This window comes from Arthrospira sp. PCC 9901 (genome assembly GCF_059013425.1).
Genome location: NZ_CP102296.1, coordinates 717,181 through 740,787, shown reverse-complemented (window position 1 = coordinate 740,787; position 23,607 = coordinate 717,181). Strand labels below are relative to the sequence as shown.

Annotated in this window: 19 protein-coding genes and 1 pseudogene; 14 read left to right on the top strand and 6 right to left on the bottom strand. The window is 45.9% G+C overall.

Annotation, left to right across the window (positions count from 1 at the left end; all coding sequences use genetic code 11):
• Positions 1-208: 208 nt before the first annotated feature.
• Positions 209-877 (bottom strand): DUF2301 domain-containing membrane protein, encoded by a 669-nt coding sequence (locus NLZ44_RS03325; protein ID WP_493751851.1) that lies wholly within the window; start codon positions 875-877, stop codon positions 209-211.
• A 79-nt stretch (positions 878-956) separates the two neighbouring features.
• On the opposite strand from NLZ44_RS03325, the gene NLZ44_RS03320 reads away from it, so the two are divergent.
• Complete coding sequence (locus tag NLZ44_RS03320; protein ID WP_493751850.1) at positions 957-1,619, top strand: calcium-binding protein; 663 nt, start codon at positions 957-959, stop codon at positions 1,617-1,619.
• 85 nt (positions 1,620-1,704) lie between these two features.
• Here the strand turns inward: NLZ44_RS03320 and NLZ44_RS03315 are convergent, their stop codons facing one another.
• A complete protein-coding gene (locus NLZ44_RS03315) occupies positions 1,705-2,460 on the bottom strand; it encodes a DUF561 domain-containing protein (RefSeq protein WP_046319167.1) in 756 nt (251 codons plus the stop codon).
• A 27-nt stretch (positions 2,461-2,487) separates the two neighbouring features.
• Positions 2,488-3,306: a creatininase family protein gene (locus NLZ44_RS03310; protein ID WP_493751849.1), complete on the bottom strand. Its 819-nt coding sequence runs from the start codon at positions 3,304-3,306 to the stop codon at positions 2,488-2,490.
• A 423-nt stretch (positions 3,307-3,729) separates the two neighbouring features.
• On the opposite strand from NLZ44_RS03310, the gene NLZ44_RS03305 reads away from it, so the two are divergent.
• The 3 genes from NLZ44_RS03305 to NLZ44_RS03295 all read left to right on the top strand — a co-directional run bounded on the left by NLZ44_RS03305 (position 3,730) and on the right by NLZ44_RS03295 (position 7,982).
• On the top strand, positions 3,730-5,994 hold the full coding sequence (locus NLZ44_RS03305; protein WP_493751848.1) for a tetratricopeptide repeat protein: 2,265 nt from the start codon (positions 3,730-3,732) through the stop codon (positions 5,992-5,994).
• Positions 5,995-6,084: 90 nt separating this feature from the next.
• Complete coding sequence (locus NLZ44_RS03300) at positions 6,085-6,915, top strand: hypothetical protein (protein ID WP_493751847.1); 831 nt, start codon at positions 6,085-6,087, stop codon at positions 6,913-6,915.
• Positions 6,916-7,148: 233 nt separating this feature from the next.
• Positions 7,149-7,982 (top strand): hypothetical protein, encoded by an 834-nt coding sequence (locus tag NLZ44_RS03295; protein ID WP_493751846.1) that lies wholly within the window; start codon positions 7,149-7,151, stop codon positions 7,980-7,982.
• On the opposite strand, the gene NLZ44_RS03290 is transcribed toward NLZ44_RS03295, so the two are convergent.
• A complete protein-coding gene (locus tag NLZ44_RS03290) occupies positions 7,979-8,407 on the bottom strand; it encodes a hypothetical protein (protein WP_008053968.1) in 429 nt (142 codons plus the stop codon). The two genes, NLZ44_RS03295 and NLZ44_RS03290, sit on opposite strands and share 4 nt — an antisense overlap.
• Positions 8,408-8,474: 67 nt before the next feature.
• On the opposite strand from NLZ44_RS03290, the gene NLZ44_RS03285 reads away from it, so the two are divergent.
• The 8 genes from NLZ44_RS03285 (at position 8,475) to NLZ44_RS03250 (ending at position 18,662) form a co-directional block, all read left to right on the top strand.
• A complete protein-coding gene (locus NLZ44_RS03285; protein WP_006623674.1) occupies positions 8,475-8,795 on the top strand; it encodes a hypothetical protein in 321 nt (106 codons plus the stop codon).
• 51 nt (positions 8,796-8,846) lie between these two features.
• Positions 8,847-10,979, top strand: a complete 2,133-nt coding sequence (locus NLZ44_RS03280; protein WP_493751845.1) for a pentapeptide repeat-containing protein — start codon at positions 8,847-8,849, stop codon at positions 10,977-10,979.
• A 150-nt stretch (positions 10,980-11,129) separates the two neighbouring features.
• Positions 11,130-12,281, top strand: a complete 1,152-nt coding sequence (locus tag NLZ44_RS03275) for a DegT/DnrJ/EryC1/StrS family aminotransferase (protein WP_493751844.1) — start codon at positions 11,130-11,132, stop codon at positions 12,279-12,281.
• 76 nt (positions 12,282-12,357) lie between these two features.
• Complete coding sequence (gene crtB / locus NLZ44_RS03270; protein ID WP_493751843.1) at positions 12,358-13,263, top strand: cyanoexosortase B; 906 nt, start codon at positions 12,358-12,360, stop codon at positions 13,261-13,263.
• Positions 13,238-13,957 (top strand): cyanoexosortase B system-associated protein, encoded by a 720-nt coding sequence (locus NLZ44_RS03265; protein WP_493751842.1) that lies wholly within the window; start codon positions 13,238-13,240, stop codon positions 13,955-13,957. The genes crtB and NLZ44_RS03265 overlap by 26 nt, the downstream gene beginning before the upstream one ends.
• A 21-nt stretch (positions 13,958-13,978) precedes the next feature.
• The gene (locus NLZ44_RS03260; RefSeq protein ID WP_493751841.1) at positions 13,979-15,586 is read left to right on the top strand and encodes a polysaccharide biosynthesis/export family protein; all 1,608 of its coding nucleotides are present in this window, start codon (positions 13,979-13,981) and stop codon (positions 15,584-15,586) included.
• Positions 15,587-15,737: 151 nt separating this feature from the next.
• On the top strand, positions 15,738-17,963 hold the full coding sequence (locus NLZ44_RS03255; RefSeq protein ID WP_493751840.1) for a GumC family protein: 2,226 nt from the start codon (positions 15,738-15,740) through the stop codon (positions 17,961-17,963).
• The gene (locus NLZ44_RS03250; RefSeq protein WP_493751839.1) at positions 17,964-18,662 is read left to right on the top strand and encodes a 4'-phosphopantetheinyl transferase family protein; all 699 of its coding nucleotides are present in this window, start codon (positions 17,964-17,966) and stop codon (positions 18,660-18,662) included. It abuts the gene before it with no gap.
• A 33-nt stretch (positions 18,663-18,695) separates the two neighbouring features.
• Here the strand turns inward: NLZ44_RS03250 and fcmC are convergent, their stop codons facing one another.
• The gene (gene fcmC, locus NLZ44_RS03245; protein WP_493751838.1) at positions 18,696-19,289 is read right to left on the bottom strand and encodes a filament morphology membrane protein FcmC; all 594 of its coding nucleotides are present in this window, start codon (positions 19,287-19,289) and stop codon (positions 18,696-18,698) included.
• Between the two features lie 130 nt (positions 19,290-19,419).
• On the bottom strand, positions 19,420-20,544 hold the full coding sequence (gene fcmB, locus NLZ44_RS03240; RefSeq protein ID WP_493751837.1) for a filament morphology actin-like protein FcmB: 1,125 nt from the start codon (positions 20,542-20,544) through the stop codon (positions 19,420-19,422).
• A 126-nt stretch (positions 20,545-20,670) separates the two neighbouring features.
• Here fcmB and NLZ44_RS03235 point away from each other — a divergent pair.
• Positions 20,671-20,852, top strand: a pseudogene (locus tag NLZ44_RS03235) (hypothetical protein).
• A gap of 606 nt (positions 20,853-21,458) precedes the next feature.
• Positions 21,459-23,348 (top strand): ATP-dependent zinc metalloprotease FtsH2, encoded by a 1,890-nt coding sequence (ftsH2, locus tag NLZ44_RS03230; RefSeq protein WP_006668579.1) that lies wholly within the window; start codon positions 21,459-21,461, stop codon positions 23,346-23,348.
• Positions 23,349-23,607 lie beyond the last annotated feature (259 nt).

Genomic DNA, 23,607 nt, shown 5'->3' with positions numbered 1-23,607 from the left:
TTACGGATGTTACCATAATCAAATATATGCGATCATGGACTTAGTGGCTATAGCAGTCAAGAATAATCTGCGATCGCCTTGATATGGAGATATCCTGCCCCTGGCTAAGGAAAAGGGCAGAAGTTGCTAATATTGACCGGTTATCTTTGACAACAGCTTCTAGGGGCTGCTAGTCAGATTGATGACTGGGTAGTGGGGTCAATTATACTTAATTGTGCGATTGGGCCGATCGCTGTTGGTGAAGGTAATCAAATACACTTTTATCACCAATATCAGAAGGAATGGCTTGGAAACACTTGCGGAGGGCAAAAATCCCGAATTGAATAGCCCAGAAAAACAACAAAAATTTCTGATTGATGACTGTCCACACTCCCGCCATATATCCCAACAGTAAGAGGGGGACTAGGGGAGTTAGCAGTTTGGTTTCCATGCGATTAAAACAAAAAGCCTCCTTAAAATAAATGCCTGTTAGAGCCACAAATGTAAAGCCGACACCGAATAAGCTATATGGCTGATTATAAACGGTGACGGCTAAGGGTTCAGGATCTGCGATCGCCACCACCAGGGTAGCAATACCCCCAATGAGCCAACAAAACTGAAGGAATCTGTGTAAAATAATTAGATAGATATGAATTGTGAACAGGCTAACTCCCAAAGCTAACCAGAACACAAGATAAATAGGGGTCAGCAGTTGCCGGAATATGGGGTTGTGTGAGTCCCATAAGACTAAAGCGGTCCCTAAACCAAAGCAGACGGCGGCGATCGCCAAACTAACTCTATATACTAGGACTCCCTGGCGATCGTCATCAGTGATGGTATACTCGCCAAACTGTCCTTGGTAGATCTGTGGCTGAGAGGTTGGTACTGTTTGGGTCACAATTTTGGTCTCCTGTTGATTATTCGGATCTATCCAGAACAAATTAAAGTAACTTCTGTTGTTCACTAACCTAAATATTATGACAAAATTTCAGAAAAACTTAAAATCCGCCTCGACTCATCCCGAACCGTCTGACCTCAAGGGGATTCAAATTGATGAGACGATTACTTTTAATATCCGTAGTGGTAACAGTATAGACCGATTAGACCTCCCAGAAGATCCTCGTTTGTTGATGTTGGATGTCATCAAAAACTTGACTATAAGTGATATCGAAAATATCCCAGGTATTGATGACTTATACCTTGATTATTTGACCGATGCTGACCTGGAAATGGCGGTAGCTAAGACTGAAAAAAACTTGGGTTTTAAGCCTTCTTATAGTTTCCGAAAAAAACTTAAACTCTATCTGCAATATCTGAAAAAACAAATCAAGTTACCTTGTTATGTAACCGCAAGTGATGAATTTGCTTGGGAAGAAGAATATCTATTGTCTTCCGGTCGCAAAAAGGAATACGAGAAACAAAAAATCAACAATCCTTCCTATCAAGATACTTTTGAAATTCTGGGCTTTGCTGATAAATTTGATGAAGAATATGGCTTACAAGTGCAAGTCCGACGGGTTAGCGATGAGAAATTATTTACCCTAGACCTAGCGGATTTAGAATGCACAGATGAGGAGTCTGATAATTATCAATTAATTGAAGATTATTCGATCTGGTTTTTAACTTGCGCGGGACATTGAGATGAGAATACAGCCCCAAGTGTCATGTAATCGGCGGATAATTAATAACTGCCAAAGAGATGAACGCTGGGGCTGTAGAGATTTTCTAAGACTGATAAATCCGGGCAGTATTGACGGTGGCTAATGCTTCCACGAGACTACGAACCGCTGCAATCATTGCTAATTCATTATCGAGGCGGTTGATAGCTGAACCGACACCGACACCGGCGGCACCGGCAGCGATCGCCAAAGGTGCTGTTACACTAGAAATTCCAGAAGCGCATAATACTGGAACCGATACGGCGCGGGAAATTTCCCGGGCGGCGGCTAGGGTAGGCGCAGCCTTTTCAATCAATCCTAAAGTTCCGGGATGCACAGGGTTAGCGCTAGTTCCCCCTTCTGTTTGGATAATATCCGCCCCAGCTTCCACTAAGTCTATGGCTAATTGGACTTGTTGATCCAGTTCCAAAATATGGGGAACTGTTACGGATAGGGTAATCTCAGGAAGTAGCGATCGAGTTTGACGGGTCAACTGCAACACTTCGGGGGCTTCAAAGCGCCGTCCTTGGGCGTAGAAAGCATCAAAATTCCCAATTTCAATCAGATCAGCGCCAGCTTCCACACAGGGAAGGAACTTTTCTGGTTCTACGGCTGACACACAGATAGGTAGATGGGTCAAATCCCGCGCGATCGCCACTAATTCCGGGTCGGCGGCAATATCTACAAAGGTCGCGCCGCCTTGAGTTGCTGCTTTCACCACCGCCACCACATTGGGGCGATTGAAATTCATTAAACCGCTAATTACTTTCAGCCCTTGGCCTCGGTTAAAGGCTTGCTGTAGAGTAGAGTTGATCATTGTCATTACTTAGGCTCTATTTCCGATATGGATTTATTTTGACACAGAGCGGAAACACTGGGGCTGCTGAAATTTATAAATATCTGCGATCGCTTTTACCCAACTGTCTACCACCGACTCCAGTAGGCGACTCCCCTTCTCTTCTGTAGCCGCCGTTGCGTCTCCCAAAACACCACTAGCGCTTAGATCCCGCGTTACCCAAGCAAAGGGCAATTTTCCTTCCATACTCAGTAAACTGTCGGAGGGTAAGCCGTGGGGAAACTCTCGCACCGCCTTATCCCGGCGTACCACATCAGGCAAAATTGATAACATCACACTGGTTTCTATGTCTCCGGCGTGAATCCCTAATTCCAATTCTTCCGGGGAAAATAGTTCTTTGGCTATGTGGGGAACCCGCCACACAAACAGGGGAAATACCATGAAATCTTCATGCTGTTGATGCAAGTCTCGCGCTACCATGTCTAAAATCTGGGGTTGTCCACCGTGAGCGTTCAGAAATACTAATTTGCGGAACCCCGCCCTATATATACTTTCCCCTACTTCCATTAATACTGATATTAAGGTTTCAGAGGTTAAGGTGATGGTTCCCGGAAAGTGCCAATGTTCGTTAGATTTGCCGTAATATAAGGTAGACAGGGCATAGGCGGGAATAGTGCGATCGAGTTTTTCTAGGGCTTTCCCCGTCACGGCGGTAGCAATGGCAGCATCCACAATTAACGGTAAATGGGGGCCGTGTTGTTCTATAGCCCCAATGGGTTGGATAATTACGGTATTTTCTTGATCGGGCATTTCCGCAATTTCTGTCCAAGTTAGGTAAGGGAAAAATCGATGAGGGGGGATAAAATTGTGCATGGTTTTCCAGGTAATTTTCACCAAAAATTTAGAATATTTTGTAATCTCAGGAAACTAGATCTTGATCATGGTCTGCATACCTACCTCAAGACTAAGGGCATGGTACAATCAGACCGGGTTCACTTGCCAATATGGTAGGGGCGGGTTCTGTCATCATCTCTATGGAAGTCCAGACTATTTAGAACCCGCTCCGTATAAGACGATCGCTCGTCAGCAGCTTAGGCGGAATGAGAGCCGCCGTCTTTTTAGATCGGGGTGCTGACACTTGTTATGGTTGATATAGACTATACCCAAAATTTTATGCCAAAATTGACATAAGAAACTCAATGGTGAGTTCTCAATCCTGATGAAAATCAGTTAATCGATAGGAAAACCGATTCCATTTGCTCTCTCCAGCCATTTTATATCAAACTGTAACATATTATGAACTTAGGCGATCGTTCCAAACCCCATTCCTCGAACTCCCATAGAAGTTTCAAACCTCAACGCCAGATGGAAATCATTGGTCAACTCTTAGATGGAAGGTATCGAATTGTACAAATTTTGAGTTCAGGAGCATTTGGCCAGACCTATCTAGCCGCAGATACCCGCCGTCCTGGTCATCCTCAATGTGTGGTTAAACAACTGCGTCCCCCTAGTAATAATTCCAAAATCCTGAAAACAGCCTTACGCCTATTTCGACAGGAAGCAGAAATCTTAGAAAAGCTAGGACGCAACGATCGCATTCCCCTATTATTAGCCTATTTTGAGGACAATAATCACTTCTATCTAGTCGAAGAATTTATCGAAGGACATCCCCTTCATAAAGAACTAATTCCCGGTCATCCTTGGAAAGAAGATCTAGTTATCGAACTCTTAGAAGAAATCCTCAATATTTTAGTATTTGTTCACCAAAATGGCGTAATTCATCGAGATGTTAACCCCTCTAATTTAATTCGCCGTAAATCAGACCAAGCCCTAGTCTTAATCGATTTCGGTTCAGTCAAAGCCGTGACTAGCCAACTGGCTGAGGAAAATAATCAACCCATGCGAACGATCGCCACGGGTACACCCTCCTATATGCCGATCGAACAATTCCAGGGAAACCCCCAATTTAATAGCGATCTCTATGCTGTGGGAATGATTGCTATTCAGGCTTTAACGGGTTTAGAAGCCTCAGATTTGCCCAAACTACAAGATCCTAGCCTATCTACATCTGGAGAAATTGCCTGGCGACAGCGGGCGCGAGTTAGTAACCAATTAGCCAGTATTATAGATAAAATGGTGCATCATTACTATGGGAAACGATATAAATCCGCTATTGATGCGATCGCTGAATTAAATCAACTCACCGGAAAAACCGGGTTAGTTAACCCAACTTCCCCAAATCATCCCCCCTATAAAACACACAAACCGCGACGGGAAATCTCCTTAAATAGCCTCTGGACTGTAGTGGGAATAGCGGCAACCGGATTAGTCGGTTTAATCGTGATATTTGGCTTATTTCAAGTGTTAAGCCGCCCCGATCCTGTCAAATCAGAAGCCGCCCTAAAAAGAGGGGTAGAACGTCTGGAAGCGGGAGACCCAGAGGCGGCAATTAAGGCTTTTACTCGGTCAATCCAGCTATTTCCTGATAATAGTGAAGCCTTCCGTAAACGGGCTAATGCTTACTATGATCTCCAGAAATATGAGCAGGCGATCGCTGACTATACCCAAGCCATTCAACTTGATCCTACTAATCCTGACATCTATTTTAACCGCAGTTTAGCATACCATCAAATGGGAGATTTTGGTAATGCTATTAATGACCTAAATCAAGTAATCCGTCTGAACCCAGAAGATACAGACGCTTTTTATCAAAGGGGACTCGCCCATTATAGCCAAGAAAACTACCAAGCCGCCATATTAGATTATACCGAAGTAATTAGACGACAACCCAACAATAGCGAAGCCTTTCGCGCTAGGGGAAGCGCTCACGTTAAATCTGGCAACTTACAAGCAGGAATGGCTGATTATACAGAAGCAATTAGACTCAATCCTGAGTCGGCTGCTGCTTATTATAATCGGGGTCGCGCTCGGTTTCATTTAGGAGATTATCAAGGGGCTTTAGCAGACTATAATCAAGTGATTAGTTTGGAACCAGATAATGCCGAAGCCTACGGGAATCGTTGCAGTACCTACATCAATTTAGGGAATTATGAGGCGGCGATTGAAAGTTGTAGTAGAGCCATTCAATTAAACCCCACAGCTACGGATTATAATAATCGCTGTATTGCTCATATGAATGTGCAAAATTATGATGCAGCTATTGGAGATTGTACTAAGGCGATTGAGTTAGAACCTAATAATTCTAAGGCTCACAGTAATCGGGGATTAGTTCACTCTTCGGCTGAGAATTATGAGGCGGCGATCGCTGACTATAGCCAAGCTATTAGTCTGAATCCTAATGATGCTGAATCATACAGTAACCGGGCTCAGGCTCATGCTCAACTTGGTAATTACTCTGAGGCGATCGCAGACTACGCCCAAGCTATTCGCATCAGACCTAATTTAGCTGGTGCTTTTTATGGTCGCGGAATGGTCCGAGCATCTTTAGGCGATCGCCGAGGTGCCATCAGTGATTTTGAACAGGCTGGAAAACTGTTTTTAGAGCAAGGTTTGACCGGGGGATTTCGGGATTCTCAATATCAAATTCAGCGATTACAGTAACCTGGTTTTTATCTAAAATTTATCCCAGATATTGGTTGGTAATTTTGTGGGACATTAGCCAAATCCTCTAACTCTATCTATAACCTAGTCATGACTAATCAATACCCTCAAAACTCTCTAAGTATCAGTGATGTGATCATTGCCGGGTTTCGGATATATCGAGACCATTTTAAACAATACTTTACTATGGCTTTGGTCGGCTGTTTATGGCTGATTGTTCCCGTTTATGGTTGGGCTAAATGTCTCGCCACTTTAGGAGCGATCGCTCGTTTAGCTTTTTTTGAAGTTAGCGAACGCCCCGAACCTCCATCAGACGCTAAACGCTACACTAACAAACGCCAATGGAGTTTTTTAGGACAATTACTGCTCGTCGGATTAATTCTCCTAGGCATTTTAATAGGTTTTAGTATGGTTCTTGGTACGGCAATCTTCATATTTATGAAACTGAATATTGAGACTTTTTGGTTATCATGGTTGATATTTTTATTGGCAGTATTTGGATTTATCATCTTATACCTGGGGTTTGTGTGGATATCAGCCCGTCTGTATATATGTGACGTGATTCTCGCATTAGAAGACCAGACCAACGCCAAAAAGTCGATCAAGAATAGTTGGGAAATCACCGAAGAATCAGAGTTTCAAATTATGGGTATTTTTATAGTCGCAGTTTTAGCAACCTTACCCTTCCCCATAGCTACTAGGTTCATTTTATTACTCAGCCGATTACTTATCAATTCCCTAGTTACGGCTGAGGTAGCAGTTTGGCTGAATTTATTAGTTTTATCAACTGTTTTAATTGCTATGGGGGCGCTGACTATCCCCTTCTTCAAATCCATTAAAGCCGTGATTTACTACGACCTCATCAACCATCAGGATGAACAGGATTTAGTCACAGATAACCCCAAAATCTTGGAAATCTGAAGGTATTTATAAAATTTTGTTTAAGAAAATCGCCCTAATTGGTCGATTCCTGTATAATCCCCACCATAGGAATTGTCTGGCTGGTGAATTAAAAGCAGATTCCTGGATCCCCCCCTAAACCCCCCCTAGGTGAAGACGATCAGCATTTCTGGCTTTGGTGAAATCAAGGATACCAAGAATCTGTAATTTTGGAGACAGTCAAAAATCCTATAGCTGCATCTATAAATTTAGTCATGACTAATAAATATGCTCATAAATCCCTCAACTTGGGTGATGTGATTAGTGCCGGATTTCGTATCTATCGAGACCATTTTAAACAATACTTTACTATGGCGTTTTTCGGCTTTTTATGGCTGATTGTTCCCATTTATGGTTGGGCGAAATTTGCGGCGATTTCAGGAGCGATCGCTCGTTTAGCTTTTTTTGAGGTGAGCGAACGCCCCGAACCAGGAGCAGACGCTAAACGCTATACAGACAAGCGCAAATGGAGTTTTTTAGGGCAATCACTTCTGCTACTATTGATTATGATTGGGGCTTTTATAGGTTTAGCCATAGCTGTGGGAATAGCCGGATTCTTGGTATCTATCCTACTGAGTCCCGAAAGTTTTGTATCATTATTACTAGGATTTTTATTAGGAGTAGTCGCATTTGTCATGTTTTATGTGGGGTTGATGTGGATATCAGCCCGCCTGTATATATGTGACGTGATTCTAGCCGTAGAAAACCCGATGACTGCCACCGGAGCAATTAGCAAGAGTTGGCAAATAACCAAAGAATCAGCCTTTAAAATTATCTTGATTACGATAGTTGCAGGTCTAGCCACGTTCCCCGTCAGCATTGGGGGTCAGTTGATTATGACAATCAGCCGATTAGTTATCAGTGTAATTTTGCCGTATGACTTAGCAGCTTTGGTGAATTTCTTAATTATCTTGGCTGTGTTAATTGCAATGATTCTGCTGACTTGGCCGTTTTTCCAATCCATTACAGCAGTGATTTACTATGACATAATCAGCCGTAATGGGAAACAGAATCGAGTCACCGATCGCCCCAAAAAGCCAGAAATCTAGGGCTTACGGTCAGAAATAGAAAGGCTATAAGGATGTTGAGACTGTTGGCGATCGCCAATAAAAATCCGATAAGTCCCGCGAGTACCATAACCGGAAAACTGTAAAATAGACCCAGAGGGACTCTCCGGGAGTACACAATAGCGACCAGCCGGACCATCAATCAGTAAAGTGGGAGCCCCAGCCGTCTGTACAGTAATACTCCAATATGGTAGATCCTGAGTCACATCCAGAATATGATTAGGACTCTCAGCGATCCAACCACAGTCTCGGCTATTAGAACTTCCCCCCGAAGTTCCCGATAAAGTGATAGCCACCCCAGGAGAAACCGATCGCCTGTCAGCCAAAGCCGACTCCGCCGCAGCCAGAAACAGGGAAACCCCCAGCAGTCCAGCCGTGAAAACTTGACCCAAGTTAATATTAGTCATAACCCACCCTCTTAATCTCCTTGTACAATGGTAAAGCGTTGTTTTAGATCCCCGGAGGAGAAATCCCTTGAACTACCAAGACGACCCGAAAATCAATCGTCGCCTCGAGGAACTCGAAGCCGAAGTCAACCCCAATGCGCCCATAAATCCCACCCCCTCCAACTTAAACAGCAGCCTAAAAACCCTATATGGTCAGTTGATGGCGCGGTTCAAGAGATTACCCAAAGCCGGACAGATAGCCGTAGCCAGTGTGGGAGTCATCGCCGGGTTAGCCCTATTAAAAACCCTTGTCGAATTAATTTCCTTAGCCATAAGTCTTGCGGTAGTCGGGGTGATAGTGTACATAGGTTATCAAGTATTCAAATCATCCCAAAAACCCAAGATTTAAAGAAATTCTGTAACCCATCATCAAAGATTCAGACAAAGGCAATTATTAATTATGGCTAGTCCGACTGCAAACCGACCCAGCATCGACCAACCAACCCCTACCTGGCAAAAACAAGCCAAACAACTCCCCTTTTGGGTGCGTCGCTGCAGTGCTTGGGCGGTCGAGATCTCCCTAGTAATCGTGGGGGGATTAGCCCCATTGACCATCGGTGCAATTTCCAATCGTGGTCCCGTGTCAGTCCCCCTCAACCCAGTAGTAAGAGGAACAGCCGAAACTGTGGCCGCTACCTTGGGACTACCAATGCGCGATCGCCAGCCCAGTGTATCTCCATTGACGAATTTATTTTGGTCTGGTGCCTTAATTTTGCCAATAGCGATCGCCTCCTGGCAACTTTATCTATTGTCCACCACCGGACAAACCCTTCCCAAACGCTGGTTTGGGGTTCGTGTAGTCAACTCCAGACAACTCCCCCCCGGATTTTCACGGATTATCGCCAGGGAAACCATCGGGCGTTGGGGCATTCCCGTCGGTATCGCCTATCTAGTTTGGCAAGCCACAGGCGCATTCCCCAATCTCCTGGTATTTATGGGGTTATCGGGAATTATGATCGTCGCTGACGGACTAATGGGGCGGCGCTTCCACAGTCGCACCGGACACGATTTGCTGGCTGGTACTTATGTACAACCCGCGGCGACTTCCTTCTTTACCAATCCATTTACCTCCTACGACTGGGAAGAAGAAAACCAATCGGTCAAAGCGATCGTCTTGACCTCTAAGCCAAAACTCCCAGAGTGGAATTTATGGCAATGGATGCGACAATATCCTGGCTTAACCCTAATTATCGTCGGTAGCGCCAGCATGGCAGCGGTTTTGGGAACCTTTATTGGTACTCAAGTTTATATTCAAAATCAAGCCAACCTTCGCGCCTCCCAAAATCAAGATAACGAAATATTCCTGGCGCTGGTGGGTCGCCTTTCTCCCACCGCTAACACCGACCCCGCACAACGGCGGGGAGCAATTTTAGCTTTAGGAACCCTACAAGACCCCCGCGCTGTTCCCCTATTGGTGGATTTACTCGGTCAAGAAGATGACCCCATATTGCTAGAGGTGATTCAACAGGCTTTGGTGAGTACAGGTCCGGTGGCTTTACCTAACATCCGCAAACTGAATCAAGCCTTGAGAAATGACCTCGATTCCATGAGGTTTGGGGCGGACCCACGGCAAAAACGTATTGTTTCCCAACGACAGCAGGCTACTCAAAGGGCGATCGCCAAAATTCTCAAAGTCTATGGCGGTTTTATCCAACAAGCCGATCTCAGTCGTGTTCATCTCGGTCAAACTACCACCCCTCCCGCTCAGTTTACCCTCGTACTAGACCAAACCGACCTATCTGGGATCAGTTTCCGCAGTGCGATCATGACCCATGCAAATTTCCGCAATAGTCGCTTTGCTTCACCAGGACCTGACGGACGTTTTAACACCTTTGACGACTTGATATCAGACCTCAGCGGCGCTGATTTGACCTCTGTTGACCTCACAGGCGCTTTTATGAGTCCCGCCATTATGCGGCGCACTAACCTGTTAAATGGGACGCTAGACCGCGCTAATTTATCAAATGCTGATTTGAATGGCAGTAATTTTAGCAGTGCTAGTCTGATTGGCACTAACCTAGAAAATGCTAATCTAAAAGAAGCTAGTTTGACCGGAGCAGATATCACTAACGCTAATCTGTCACGCTCAGACCTCAAATTAGCCCGTATGAGTCAGATTAACGCCCAAGGAACCCAATTTATGTTTGCTGACCTCCGGGAAGCAGATCTACAAAGGGGTTCCTTGTCCGGCGCTGACTTCCAAGGTGCTAATCTTCAGAATGCTAACCTCAGTCAAGCTCAACTCACTGGCGCTAATTTTAGAAACGCTAGGTTACAAAATGCTAACCTGAGTAATGCTGACCTGAGTTTAGTTAACCTACAGGGTGCTAGACTACATGGCGCAAATTTTGAGGGGGTGACCTTTGTGGTTAATCGGGAAACTCGCACTGATGAGTTTATCGAAGAAACCCATCAAGGTGAAACCTCAAACCGAATGCAGGGGGCTGATTTTTCCAGAGTGCAAAACTTGAGTGATGCTCAAATTACCTATATCTGCAATCAAGGCGGAATTCATCCTAATTGTGGGTCCTGAAACCGCTAAATAATTGTAGCAGTGGGTTCAGTGGTCTGGTCGTCATGGATTAACTACTGAACCCCCCCAGACTCCAGCTTTATTGTGGTTAATTCGGCTAATTTCACCGTAAAAAATCGACACCCAAATTGTTCCATATTGGCTAAAATCATGACCGATTCTATGGCACCTATTCCCTTTGTTGATTTATCCTTTCAATATCAGGAACTTACCGATGAAATTGAAAAGGCAATTCATGCAGTAATTGGACGCGGAGATTTTATTCTGGGACGCGCCCTGCAAGAATTTGAGGCGGATTTTGCTACAGCCTGTGGTGCAGAACATGGGGTGGGTGTCGCCTGCGGAACTGATGCGATCGCCATCGGTTTACAAGCCTGTGGGGTGAAACCAGGAGACGAAGTTTTAGTCCCAGCCAATACCTTTATTGCTACCATTATTGGCATTTTGCAAGCCAGAGCCAAACCCGTTTTGGTAGACTGTGAATTAAACACCGCTTTAATTGATATAGCTGCAGCCGAAAGGGCGGTAACCGAAAAAACTAAGGCGATTTTACCAGTGCATCTATATGGTCAAATTGTCACCCCTAGCCAACTGCTGGATCTAGCCCTAACTCATAACTTAATTGTATTTGAAGATGCGGCACAAGCTCATCTGGCTACCTGCGAAAACTATCGCGCCGGTTCTATCGGTCGCGCCGCCGCCTTTAGTTTCTACCCTAGCAAAAATCTAGGCGCTTTTGGTAGTGGGGGTATGGTGGTGACTTCCGATGAAACCGTAGCTAAACAGGCGCGAATTCTGAGGAATTATGGCGCACCGGAAAAATATGTGCATACGGAATTGGGAACTAACAGCCGCTTAGATACTATACAAGCAGCCGTTCTTAACGTCAAATTGCGTCACTTACCAGGGTGGAACCGCGATCGCAATTTAGCCGCCGAACAGTATGATGTTCAATTGATGGTACTCAAAGAATATGGCATTATCCCCATTTACAACTACAGTGAAGGCGGTCATGTTTATCATCTGTATGTAATTCGTGTGACCGAGGAATGTTCCCTCACTCGCGATCAGCTACAAGCTAAACTGAATGAATTAGGGGTGCAAACAGGTATTCACTATCCCATCCCCTGTCACCTGCAACCCGGTTATACTGATCTGGGATACAAAGCTGGAGACTTTCCCAAAACTGAAACCCTCAGCCAGCAGATTCTATCTTTACCCATGTATCCTGGAATTACCAGTGATCAGATTAATCGGGTAGTCGCAGCTATTCGCACAGCCTTGGGAATTAAAAATGAGTAGGTGCGAGATGTTCGCGACCAAATAGGGACATCGAATCAGGTGGGAATGTGGCTCGATTACACAATTATTAAGGCTTATGGAAACTCAACCGAAAATTCCTGTGGCGATAGAGCGAAATCTATTTATCGGATTGGCTTGCGCCTTGTTGGTGTTATTATACGGCCCTTTACTCGTGCATTGGTACGATGGCTGGCTGAACAAAAGCATTAGCATCGAACATGAATATTTTAGCCACGGCGTAATTGGTCTACCCTTCGCGGCTTATATTGCATGGAATAACCGCCACCAGTGGAACAAACTACCCAATCAACTGCACCCCTTGGGGGGAGTATTATTAGGACTCGGTGGCGTTTTCTACCTCAGTAGTATCTCCGATTTAGTCAATCTGTCCTTTCCGATGATTCTAGCCGGACTCTGCCTCTGGCTAAAAGGAATACCTGGGTTAAAATTGCAGGGGATAGCCTTATTATTTGTGCTACTGGCAACCCCTAACTATATCCCCTATCTGATAGAGCCTTTAGCCCTGCCTCTACAAACCTTTATCGCCAATATGGCGGGATTTGTTCTGATCCAGTTTAACGTCCCGGTGACAGTAGATCAAATCTATCTCTATGTAAATGGACAAATTGTTGAGGTAGCGCCGCACTGTGCTGGCCTGAAAATGTTATTTACCAGTCTGTATGTCGGTTTAATGTTATTGTACTGGACGGGTGCGATCGCTTCGAGAACCAAAACCATCCTCTTCTTAGTGGCAGCCGCTTTGACCAGTATTGTCGCGAATATTATCCGCAATACCCTATTAACTCTGTTTTTCGGAACAGGTAATCAAGAACTTTTTGATTGGCTTCATGAAGGGTGGGGAGGAGACCTATACTCTGCTTCTATGTTGGGTCTATTGGTTATTCTGATGAAATTAATGCAGTATTATTTCCCCGAGCAAGAGGAATCCGAAGATAATGGACAAATCAGCCCCGAATCTTGAACCCACCAGCCATGAAACCCCCAAACTACAGCTAAAACCCTCTCAATGGGTACTATTGGGATTTCTGCTACTCCTATTTTTGGTAGGGACCCTTCCCGGTTTCTTTCGGGGTGGCTGGTCTTGGTCAGATATGCCTGATATTCAAGCTCTCCCTCAACTGCAAACCATTCGCAGTGAGGGTTTAACCGTACCAGGCTGGGAAACTACCAGTCACGATACCATTCAAGTGGGGGCGAGGAGATGGTCTTTGCAGAGCCTCAAACAAAATGATAGCGAAGTCCTGCTATTGCTGTTTCCCCAAAACTATTATAAAGACCAGCCCCAAGTCGAATGGATGGATCTGCAAGGGTTACAGAGCCTCAGAACTGACTCCTATCGTACCCTGCAATTGACCCTAGACTCCCCCCAACCCGTGACAATTAACGCCAGATTTTTTCGGGCTTGGAACCCCCGCCAAACCTATGCCTTTGTACAATGGTACGCTTGGCATAATGGCGGTTCTCCCGCGCCAAGTCACTGGTTTTTTGCCGATCGCCAAGCTCAACTAAGAGGCGATCGCGCTCCCTGGGTAGCTGTCAGTATTATGATTCCTATGGAGCCTTTGGGTGACATAGAAACAGTGGCAACTATAGCTCAATCCCTCGGTCAGGATATCCAAAAAGAATTGATGACCACGATTTTCCAGCCAGAATAAACAGTTATCCACAGTGTTGATATGGGCGCTAACCTCAACCCGATTAAATCCCTATTCCTCACCAGTCTCTACTCAGTGGCGAGTATTATTCCTTTAGCCATCATCACCAGTGGCGGAAAGTCTATGGCTCAAAGGATACCTGATCGGTGCATCTTACCTCGCTCCTTTGTGAATCAACCCCTACCGAGAGGCGGCGGACAACCCGCACCAGTACAACCGGACTGGCCTACACTATTAGAGCTTTTCCGCAATGTGGATGCTCCCATTCAGACCAGACCCTCTGGTATTCCGGTGGAACCTTCTGTGTTTGAAGGCCCTATTGGCGATCGCATGAAAAGTTATCAGCTAGGACCCGGAGATCAGATTTTTATTGATGTGTTTGTCAATGGTCAGCGTTCCCAAGAATTAACTATTCCCAATGCTACCATTGGTCCTCAAGGTTCCCTAGCTATGCCTTTAATTGGTCTAGTGGAATTGGAAGGATTAACCTTAGAACAGGTGCGCCAGAATATTCAACCCCGCCTAGCTCAATTTGTCAGAAACCCTGAAGTTGTCGTCTCTCTGGTCAATCAGCGACCGGTACAAGTCACCGTGACCGGAAAAATTGCCAGACCAGGTTTTTATCCCCTGTCATCACCACAGCTAATTGTCGCCTTGACTACGGCGGGGGGAACTAGACCAGGGGCAGATTTACGACGGATTACTGTGCGCCGGACTTTACCCACCGGACAAACCCTCGAAACCCAAATCGACCTATTTACCCCCCTATTATTGGGTATGGAACCGCCTAATATTCGCCTAAGCGATCGCGATGTGATTACAGTTCCCACTATGGAGGTTAGCCCCTCAGAAGGGGTAGAGCGAGATCTGTTAGAAAATTATAGTCTGGCTGCTGCACCCGTTCCCGCCCAAGTAACCGTCGTTGGGGAAGTTGTGCAACCAGGCTTCTATACCCTCCCGGCTGGGGGTTCTCGCGTCTCTACGGCTCTGTTAGCGGCCGGAGGTGCGACATTAACTGCTGATTTGCGTACCGTCCTAGTTTGTCGCACTACCGTTGATGGTCGAGTTTTAGAAGATATCATAGATCTATATACACCCTTAGCAGAAGCTACGGCTCTCCCGGATGTTTCTCTATCTAATGGTGATTCGGTGATTGTACTACCACTAGCTCCTGATGTGGATGAGAGAGACTACGATCGCAAATTAGTGGCTAGTTCAACTTTAGTTAACCAGCAAATTACCGTCAGAATTCTTAGTTATGCCGGAAATGCGATCGGTGCTGTAGCCTTACCCAATGGTAGCACCTTTATTGATATCCTCGCTAATGTACCTTTACAAACTGGAGACCTCGATAAAATTGCCCTGATTCGATATGACCGACAATCTCGACAAACAACTACTCAGATTCTGAATGGTAAAAATGTACTTAGAGGAGACCAAACCGACAATATTCTACTACAAGATGAAGATGTGATTGTGATTAATCGTAATCTGATTACCCAGGTCACTGTGTTTCTCAATAACTTTACCCAACCCTTTCGCGATGTCCTCGGCTTTACTCTCTTCTTTCAACAACTCATTAACTCGGCTGAAAGATTATTTGGACCCGACCAACAACAGAATAATTAAAGGTATACAGCTTGTTCATAAATTGTGCTAAACATTACCCTCACCCTAAATCTGGATCCCAGGGGGGGAGAGGGACTTTGACAGCCTATGGCATGATTACTGAAAAGGCTGTAAATACCAAATTGCTATTACCCAAAATCCTGAGATTGCCATGACTTTACCAATTGTTAAACGCTATTTAATCGCCTTTGAGAATTATAAATTAGCTGGATTAGCCGCCTTTGTAGTAGCGTTGGGAATTTCTGGGGGGGTGGGTATGATTTTGGAAGCGCCGCCAAGACCTCCCTACGAAGCCAGAGGAATTTTAACCTATAAAAATCCCCCCGTTTTGTTCTCCCAAACAGGTCAGAATATTCGACAGCAAGGACAACAACTCACGGACCGGATGTTACTACAACCCCGTGTGATTGAGACGGTGTTAAATGAAACGATGATTACCCCTAGAGATTTTCGTGCTAACGCTAGGATTCAGATCAGACCGGGAGAGAGTGGTCAACCGGGGACAATTCAAGTCACCTTTAAAGATTATAATCGCGATCGCTCTGTGGAAGTGGTCAATGTATTAATGCGGGAGATGATCGAACAGAGCCGTTTAATTAATACCGAACAACTCCGCAATATTATGGACACAATTCAAGATCGCATGGGACCAGCGAGAGCGGACTTGAGAGAAGCTCAAAATACCCTGGAAGAGTATGATAGGCGAGAAGGCGCTACTTTATTGGCGATCGAAAGTGGTTCCTTACCTCAGTCGATTATTTCCAATAGAAATCATGTAGAACAGCTTGAATTGAGACTGGATTCTATTAATGCTCAAATCGCTAGTTTGGAAGGTAGACTAGGATTGAATGTCGATCAGGCTTATGTTTCCCAAGCCCTGACCGCTGATCCAATTATTGCTCAATTGCGAGTACAACTGTATCAAATTGAGTCTCAGTTAGAGTTTCTCCGTAAGGATTTTACTGATGCTCATCCCCAGGTAGCAGATTTAATTAAACAACAACAGGCAAGCGAACAGCAATTACAAGCGAGAGCTTCTGAGGTTCTCGGAGGTCATGGAGTGGCGGCTCCCCTGCGACAGGTTGACCAAATTCGGGTTGATTCTTCCTTAGACCCCTCCCGACAGCAAATTGCTCAAAATTTAATTAACCTGCAAACTCAGCAAGAAACTCTACTCCAAGAAATTGCTACTAGCCGTGAGGTGGGACAAAGACTAGAACGGGAATATGCCACTATTCCTAATAAGCAAATGGAGAAAATGCGACTAGAGCAGCAGGTGGGTTATAGACAGGCTCTCTACGATAAAATGCAGGCGCAATTGGCTGACGCTCAGGCGGCGGAAGCGGAAACGGTGAGCAGTTTACAGGTGGCTCAGGAGGCGGCGGCTCCTGATGTGGAAGATCCACCACCACCACCTAGTTTAATCCTGGTCATGGCTGCGGGTGGCTTTGGTGGGGTGATAGTTGGTGCGGTGCTGATTTTTGCGTTGGGTATACTTAGCGGTAAATTCTACACCTGGGAGGAGATTCAGGGCGCTTTGAAAGAACGAGAAATTCCGATTCTGGGGGTGGTTCCCAATGTTTTGGATGACCATGCGGATTGGGATATGCCTTTACTACTACATCATAATTCTCGGTATTTGGAACCTTATGAGCAGGTGCGTAGTAATTTGTTCAGTAACGGCCAAAAACCTCCGAAGGTGGTGTTGATGACTAGCACTAAGGGACCGGAAGGTAAGACTCTGACAGCCTATAATTTGGCGATCGCCTCCGCGAGAGCCGGAAAACGGACTTTGATAATTGAGGCAGATTTGCGATCGCCAAGCCAAGCTGAGAGAATGCGATTGGCTATTGATTCTCAAGACCGTTGGGAACCTTTGCGCTATTACGGAGATTTGAATAATTGTATCCGCATGGTTCCAGATGTGGAAAATCTCTATGTGATTCCCTCCCCGGGTCCGTTAAAACAAGTGACGGCGGTGCTAGAGTCTAGTGAGATGCGACGTTTACTTAAAGAGGTGCGCTATCGCTTTGATGTGGTGATTGTCGATGTACCTGCTTGGAATGATCATAATGATGCTTTGACTCTGGAACCGTTAACTGATGGTATGGTTTTGGTGGCTAGAGCTAATTGTACTATGTCGGCTCAGATGAATCAATTGGCTGATCAGTTGACGGAAACTGATGAGGAGGAAACTGGACCGAAAAAATATCGGCCGAAGTTACTTGGTGCTATTATTAATGGGGCTGAACTTGGTCTTCTGCCTGAAGATGATGGCGAATTGATTGATATTCAGGGTATTGATTCTTTGGATCGTCCGGCTTTACCTCGGGATTCACAGCCGATTCCTCAATTGCCTTCTGGCGCTAGGCGTTAAATGTTTCAACGGGTTCATTTTACCCCGTTTGGGGATGATGCGATCGCTCCGACTGTGGAGGTTTGGCAGGCTGATTTGGATTTGAATTTAAGTCAAATTGCTGGTCTGGAAGGACTCCTAAGTGCTGAGGAAAGACAAAGGGCGGCGCGGTTTCGTCGGGAGAGCGATCGCCTCCATTTTACCGCCGCTCGTGCCATTCTCCGCCAGATTTTAGCCTCTTATGTGGGGGTGGCTCCCCAGGGGTTGGAATTTGCCTATACTCACCGAGGAAAACCGGGTTTAATTACGGGGAATTCTCAGGGTGAAATTCAGTTTAATCTTTCCCACTCCTACGGTAAGGCTTTATATGCGATCGCCTTGAACCGCAGAGTTGGTATTGACTTGGAAAAAATCCGCCCCCTGGATGGATTAACCTTAGCCAAACGCTTTTTTTGTGAGGCGGAATATTCACAACTTTATAACTATCCAAAATCCGCACAAAACCGGGCTTTTTTTCAGCTTTGGACTGCGAAAGAAGCCTTACTAAAAGCCACTGGTACGGGATTAATGGGCTTAAAAGATGTGGAGATTTTACCCCAAAATTATGGTCAAATTTTCCTGTCTAAAATAGTTGGAGATTGCCCACATAATTGGTATTTAAAAACCTGGGAAATTGACAATTGGGCGGCAGCTATAGCAGTAGAGACCCTGAATAAATAAGCCAATAGCAACCCTCCCACCAGTAACTTGATGTTAAAAATCATCCACCAGGGAACTCAGACGCTGAAGCAGTGGGTCGGCTTCTTGGGGGTTGGGGGTAGGTGCAGCAGGTGGGGGAGGTGGCGCAGTTGACCGAGGGGGTTCTGGTGGTGCCGCAGGTGATGTAATTTGGGGTAATTGACTAGGTATTTGAGCGATCGCCTCATTGGTAGCATCTAGTTTAGATGCGATCGTCGACTGAAATTGAGCAAGCTGCTGGGTTAACTGATTAACCTGACTCTCAAGTTGTTGGGTTTTATTTTCCGGTTTTTGGGCTTGTAGCTGTCGCTCCAAAACCCCTAATTGCCTCTGGAGACTCAATAAACCCTCTTCAATAGGTTTTAGATTAGGAGGGGTGTTTACAGGTCTTTCCGAGGTAATTTCCGGGCGGTAATCATTGTTAACCACAGGGGTCTGTGTGGTGGGAGAACTCAACAGAAACTGCCACAAAGCCTGTTTACAGAGATTGCTAAAAGTTTGATATTTGGTGAGAGATAGCTCCTTTTCGATCGCCTCTAACAGAGTTTGATCAGCAGCATCCTCAGTAAAAGTAACCGACTGCGTAAGTTTTTTATTAGCCCAGAGCATAGTTAGGTAGGACGTATCGGCAGACCTGCCAATGAGGACTAACCCAGTTTAGCAGCAATTAGATCTAATTTCACCCCCAAACAGGCTATCCCGTTGAGAAACCACCCAACGGGATGAAAAAACCAATTAATTAGCGTTTGGCTAGTTGAGCTTCCCCATAGACATATTGTCCTAGGGCGTTGGCTTTACGAGCTGGTTGAGCCAGATGAGCCCTTAACTGAGCGTCTTTGAGCAGGGGTTGTAGATCTTGCCAGAAAAACTCACCGCCGCCGCCAGTAATCACTACATCTGTGACCCTTTCTGGGAGCCATTTTACCACGCGATCGCAAAGATCCCGTGCAAAAACCTTACGCAACTCAGGTACAATTTCATCTAGGTTAGCAGGTTTAGTCGCGCCTCTGGGACGATAAAAACGCTGTCCTTGAGGTTTATGTACTGCCTCTAGGAGGAATAGGGATTGAGCATCGGCTCCCTCAATCTTAGCGGCGACTTCCTCATAAAACTTACTCATCGCAAAGACTTCACTCTGAGAAACCCCACGAGCAAAGCGGAAGCGATCGACAGTCAAGAAATCCGTAGTTTGATGTCCCACATCAACAACAGCTACAGAAAGATCCGCAAAGTTAGGCATATCCTTGCTGCCCTGGGCTTCACACCAAATCAGGCTACCATAGCCTTCTGGCATTACCCGAACACTCTTGATATCAACCACTACTTGCTCACCCCTAAAGACCAACGTATTGGGTCCACTGAGGAGACTAATAATTTGTTCTTTCTCCCGCTCAAACTGTTCTTGAGAGTAAAATGGTAGGCCCAGCACCACATCAAGATCACCTTTAAGGTTGAAATATCCCACACAAGCAAAGATCTTAATTAGGGCATCGTTCACCTTAGAGGGGTTAGCGGCGGGATCTACGCCAAACAGACTGGCCCCAAAATCAGCAGCCAGTTGACCTACTGCAAAACCATATCCCTGATATTCCAGCCATAGATCTAACAGTGGATCGGTGTTTTTCGACTCAAAGCCACCGCCACGGGCTTTTTCTACACTAAGTTGGGCAACATTAGAGGGAATAAAAACCACATCTGCGGGGTTGCGACTCATACAGGATTTAGTTGCGGTTCTCCCCAAGTCAACGCTGAGAATCGTTGAGCGGCCGACTACACCAGTAGTCGCCGCTTTGGTTGTGGTAGTGGTAGCTTTAGCTAACGGTGACTGTGACTGTGACTGTCCGGGCTGTTTGTTACTCTGCATCTGAAAAATCCGTTACTTCACGAAGACTCAAAAATTGTGACACTCAGAGGGACTAAGTCCGTGAGATTCTTCTTTTTGCCATCAGACTTGCGATCGGGAACTAAAGTTCTCAACAGCCAAGCTGAGATCAAAAGAAACGTTTGGGTTGCCTCACGTAAAACTCCTGGGAGGGTTGGAAGCTCCGTGATTTATCACGGAGAGGAAAACCGACTCAAGCGGCTTTAGCCGCCAGCACCCCTTTGCGGGGTGGAGGGGTATGGTTGCCCCTCCATGGAGCTATGGTTGGCTCCGACTCCCTTGCGGGGTAATGTTTGCTTCGCCAATGTTCAGAGTCGGTACTATCCAAATCGCACGTCCTTAACCCCTTAGAGATGTTTAACGATTCGGTTCTAGTGCCTGGAACTAGCACGCATTCCAGGGTAGGAACTTTAACTCTTGCTCTGAACGGAGCCAGTTAAGGCTTAGGCTGGTCAGCTACCTGAAAGGGGGGCACGAAGCCCCTGTGCTTCAGCCGGGGGTGCTGACAACTTGAATTCAGAAATATGAGTTTGAGTGTCTAGCAACCTTCTGACAATTCTCCCATAGTTATAACTTTCCTGAGATTTAGATATAGGCAATCCAACAACGGTAACTTTACCCTACTTCGCGCGCGAAATAATCATCTCTAACTACAATTCCTAGGATTATAGCCTGCTGTCCCCCATTGTCAGATTATATCCCACTGATATTTTTCCGTATCAGGACTTTTCCCCCTCATCAACTGTAGCGGGCCATTAAACTCCCCGGCCTGGTTGCCTGATCACAGACTCTTACGTTAAATTTAGTTAAGATTATGAATATCTTTAATCTTGGCCGTTAACTGGGCTGAGTTTTAAGAAACTTCTGATGTATAGGACATAGAGGCAACTGAATTTATGAAAACATCTTGGAGAACCATTCTGCTATGGACGATCCCGGCTCTGGTGATCGGGTTCTTCCTATGGCAGGGTGCTTTTGCTGCTTCCCCGACAGATATAGCCCAAAATAATACAGCCAGCACTCGCATGACTTATGGCCGATTCTTAGATTATCTCGATGCTGGGCGCGTTACCAGTGTCGATCTATATGAGGGGGGACGGACGGCGATCGTCGAGGCAATTGATCCTCAATTAGACAATGGAGTGCAGCGCCTACGGGTCGATTTGCCTAATAACGCCCCGGAACTAATTTCTCGCCTGCGTGCTGCTAATATTAGCTTTGACTCTCACCCTCCCCGTAATGATGGCGCGATTTGGGGACTTTTAGGAAATTTGGTTTTCCCGATTTTGTTGATTGTGGGACTGTTTTTCCTGTTCCGCCGTTCTAATAATGTGCCGGGTGGCCCTGGTCAAGCCATGAACTTCGGTAAGTCTAAGGCTCGTTTCTCTATGGAAGCCAAAACTGGGGTTTTATTTGATGATGTGGCTGGGGTTGAGGAAGCTAAAGAAGAACTTCAAGAGGTGGTTACCTTCCTGAAAAAGCCGGAACGCTTTACGGCTGTTGGGGCGAGAATTCCTAAAGGTGTTTTGTTGGTTGGACCTCCGGGAACTGGTAAAACTCTCCTGGCTAAGGCGATCGCTGGTGAGGCTGGGGTTCCCTTCTTTAGCATCTCTGGTTCCGAATTTGTGGAGATGTTTGTTGGGGTTGGGGCTTCCAGGGTCCGCGATTTGTTTAAGAAGGCTAAGGAAACTGCCCCCTGTATCGTCTTTATTGATGAAATTGATGCGGTCGGTCGCCAGCGTGGTGCTGGTATTGGCGGCGGTAATGATGAACGAGAACAGACCCTTAACCAGTTATTAACTGAAATGGATGGTTTTGAGGGTAACACGGGCATTATTATTATTGCTGCTACTAACCGCCCAGACGTTCTTGATTCGGCTTTGTTGCGACCAGGAAGGTTCGATCGCCAAGTTATAGTCGATGCTCCTGATATTAAGGGCCGTCTGTCAGTTTTGGAAGTTCACGCCCGCAATAAAAAACTTGCCGATCAGGTGTCTCTGGAAGCGATCGCTCGTCGGACTCCCGGATTTACTGGGGCTGACCTGGCGAACCTACTTAATGAAGCTGCTATCCTCACCGCCCGCCGCCGCAAGGAGGCTATTACCATGGCGGAAATTGATGATGCCGTTGATCGGGTAGTGGCGGGTATGGAAGGAACCCCCCTCCTTGATGGTAAAACTAAGCGTCTGATTGCTTATCATGAGATCGGACACGCGATCGTTGGTACTCTGATTAAAGATCATGATCCCGTTCAAAAAGTTACCCTAGTTCCTCGTGGACAGGCTCGCGGTTTGACCTGGTTTATGCCTGATGAGGATCAGGGTTTGATTTCTCGCTCTCAAATTCTCGCTCGTATTACCGGCGCTTTGGGCGGTCGCGCCGCTGAAGATGTGATCTTTGGTGATGCCGAAGTTACCACCGGCGCGGGTGGAGACCTGCAACAGGTGGCGGGAATGGCTCGTCAAATGGTGACTCGTTATGGTATGTCTGACCTCGGCCCGCTGTCTCTGGAATCTTCCCAGGGTGAGGTTTTCCTGGGTCGGGATTTTGCTACCCGCACTGAGTATTCTAATCAAATTGCTTCCCGCATTGATTCTCAAATTAAAGCGATCGCCGAACATTGTTATCAAGATGCTTGTCAAATCATTCGCGATCACCGCGAAGTTATCGATCGCCTAGTTGATTTACTCATCGAAAAAGAAACCATTGATGGAGACGAATTTCGGCAAATTGTAGCCGAATACACTGAAGTTCCCGAAAAAGAACGGTTTGCTCCAGTATTATAATTTCTCTACCTGAGAAATCGCTCTGAAAATTTCCGCCCAGTTTCTTATTCAAGAGACTGGGTTTTTTCATGTACCCCCCATACCCTACAATTTTGCTCATACTTGCTCCCCCTTCGACTCCGGGAAAGGGAAACCATATCCAGCCACGGGAGGCGACGCGCTCTATTAATCACCCCCCACTCACCCATCATTATCAATTACCAATCCCGCTTGACAGAATGAAATCTGCTATATTATCAAACACCACAAGAATCTTTAT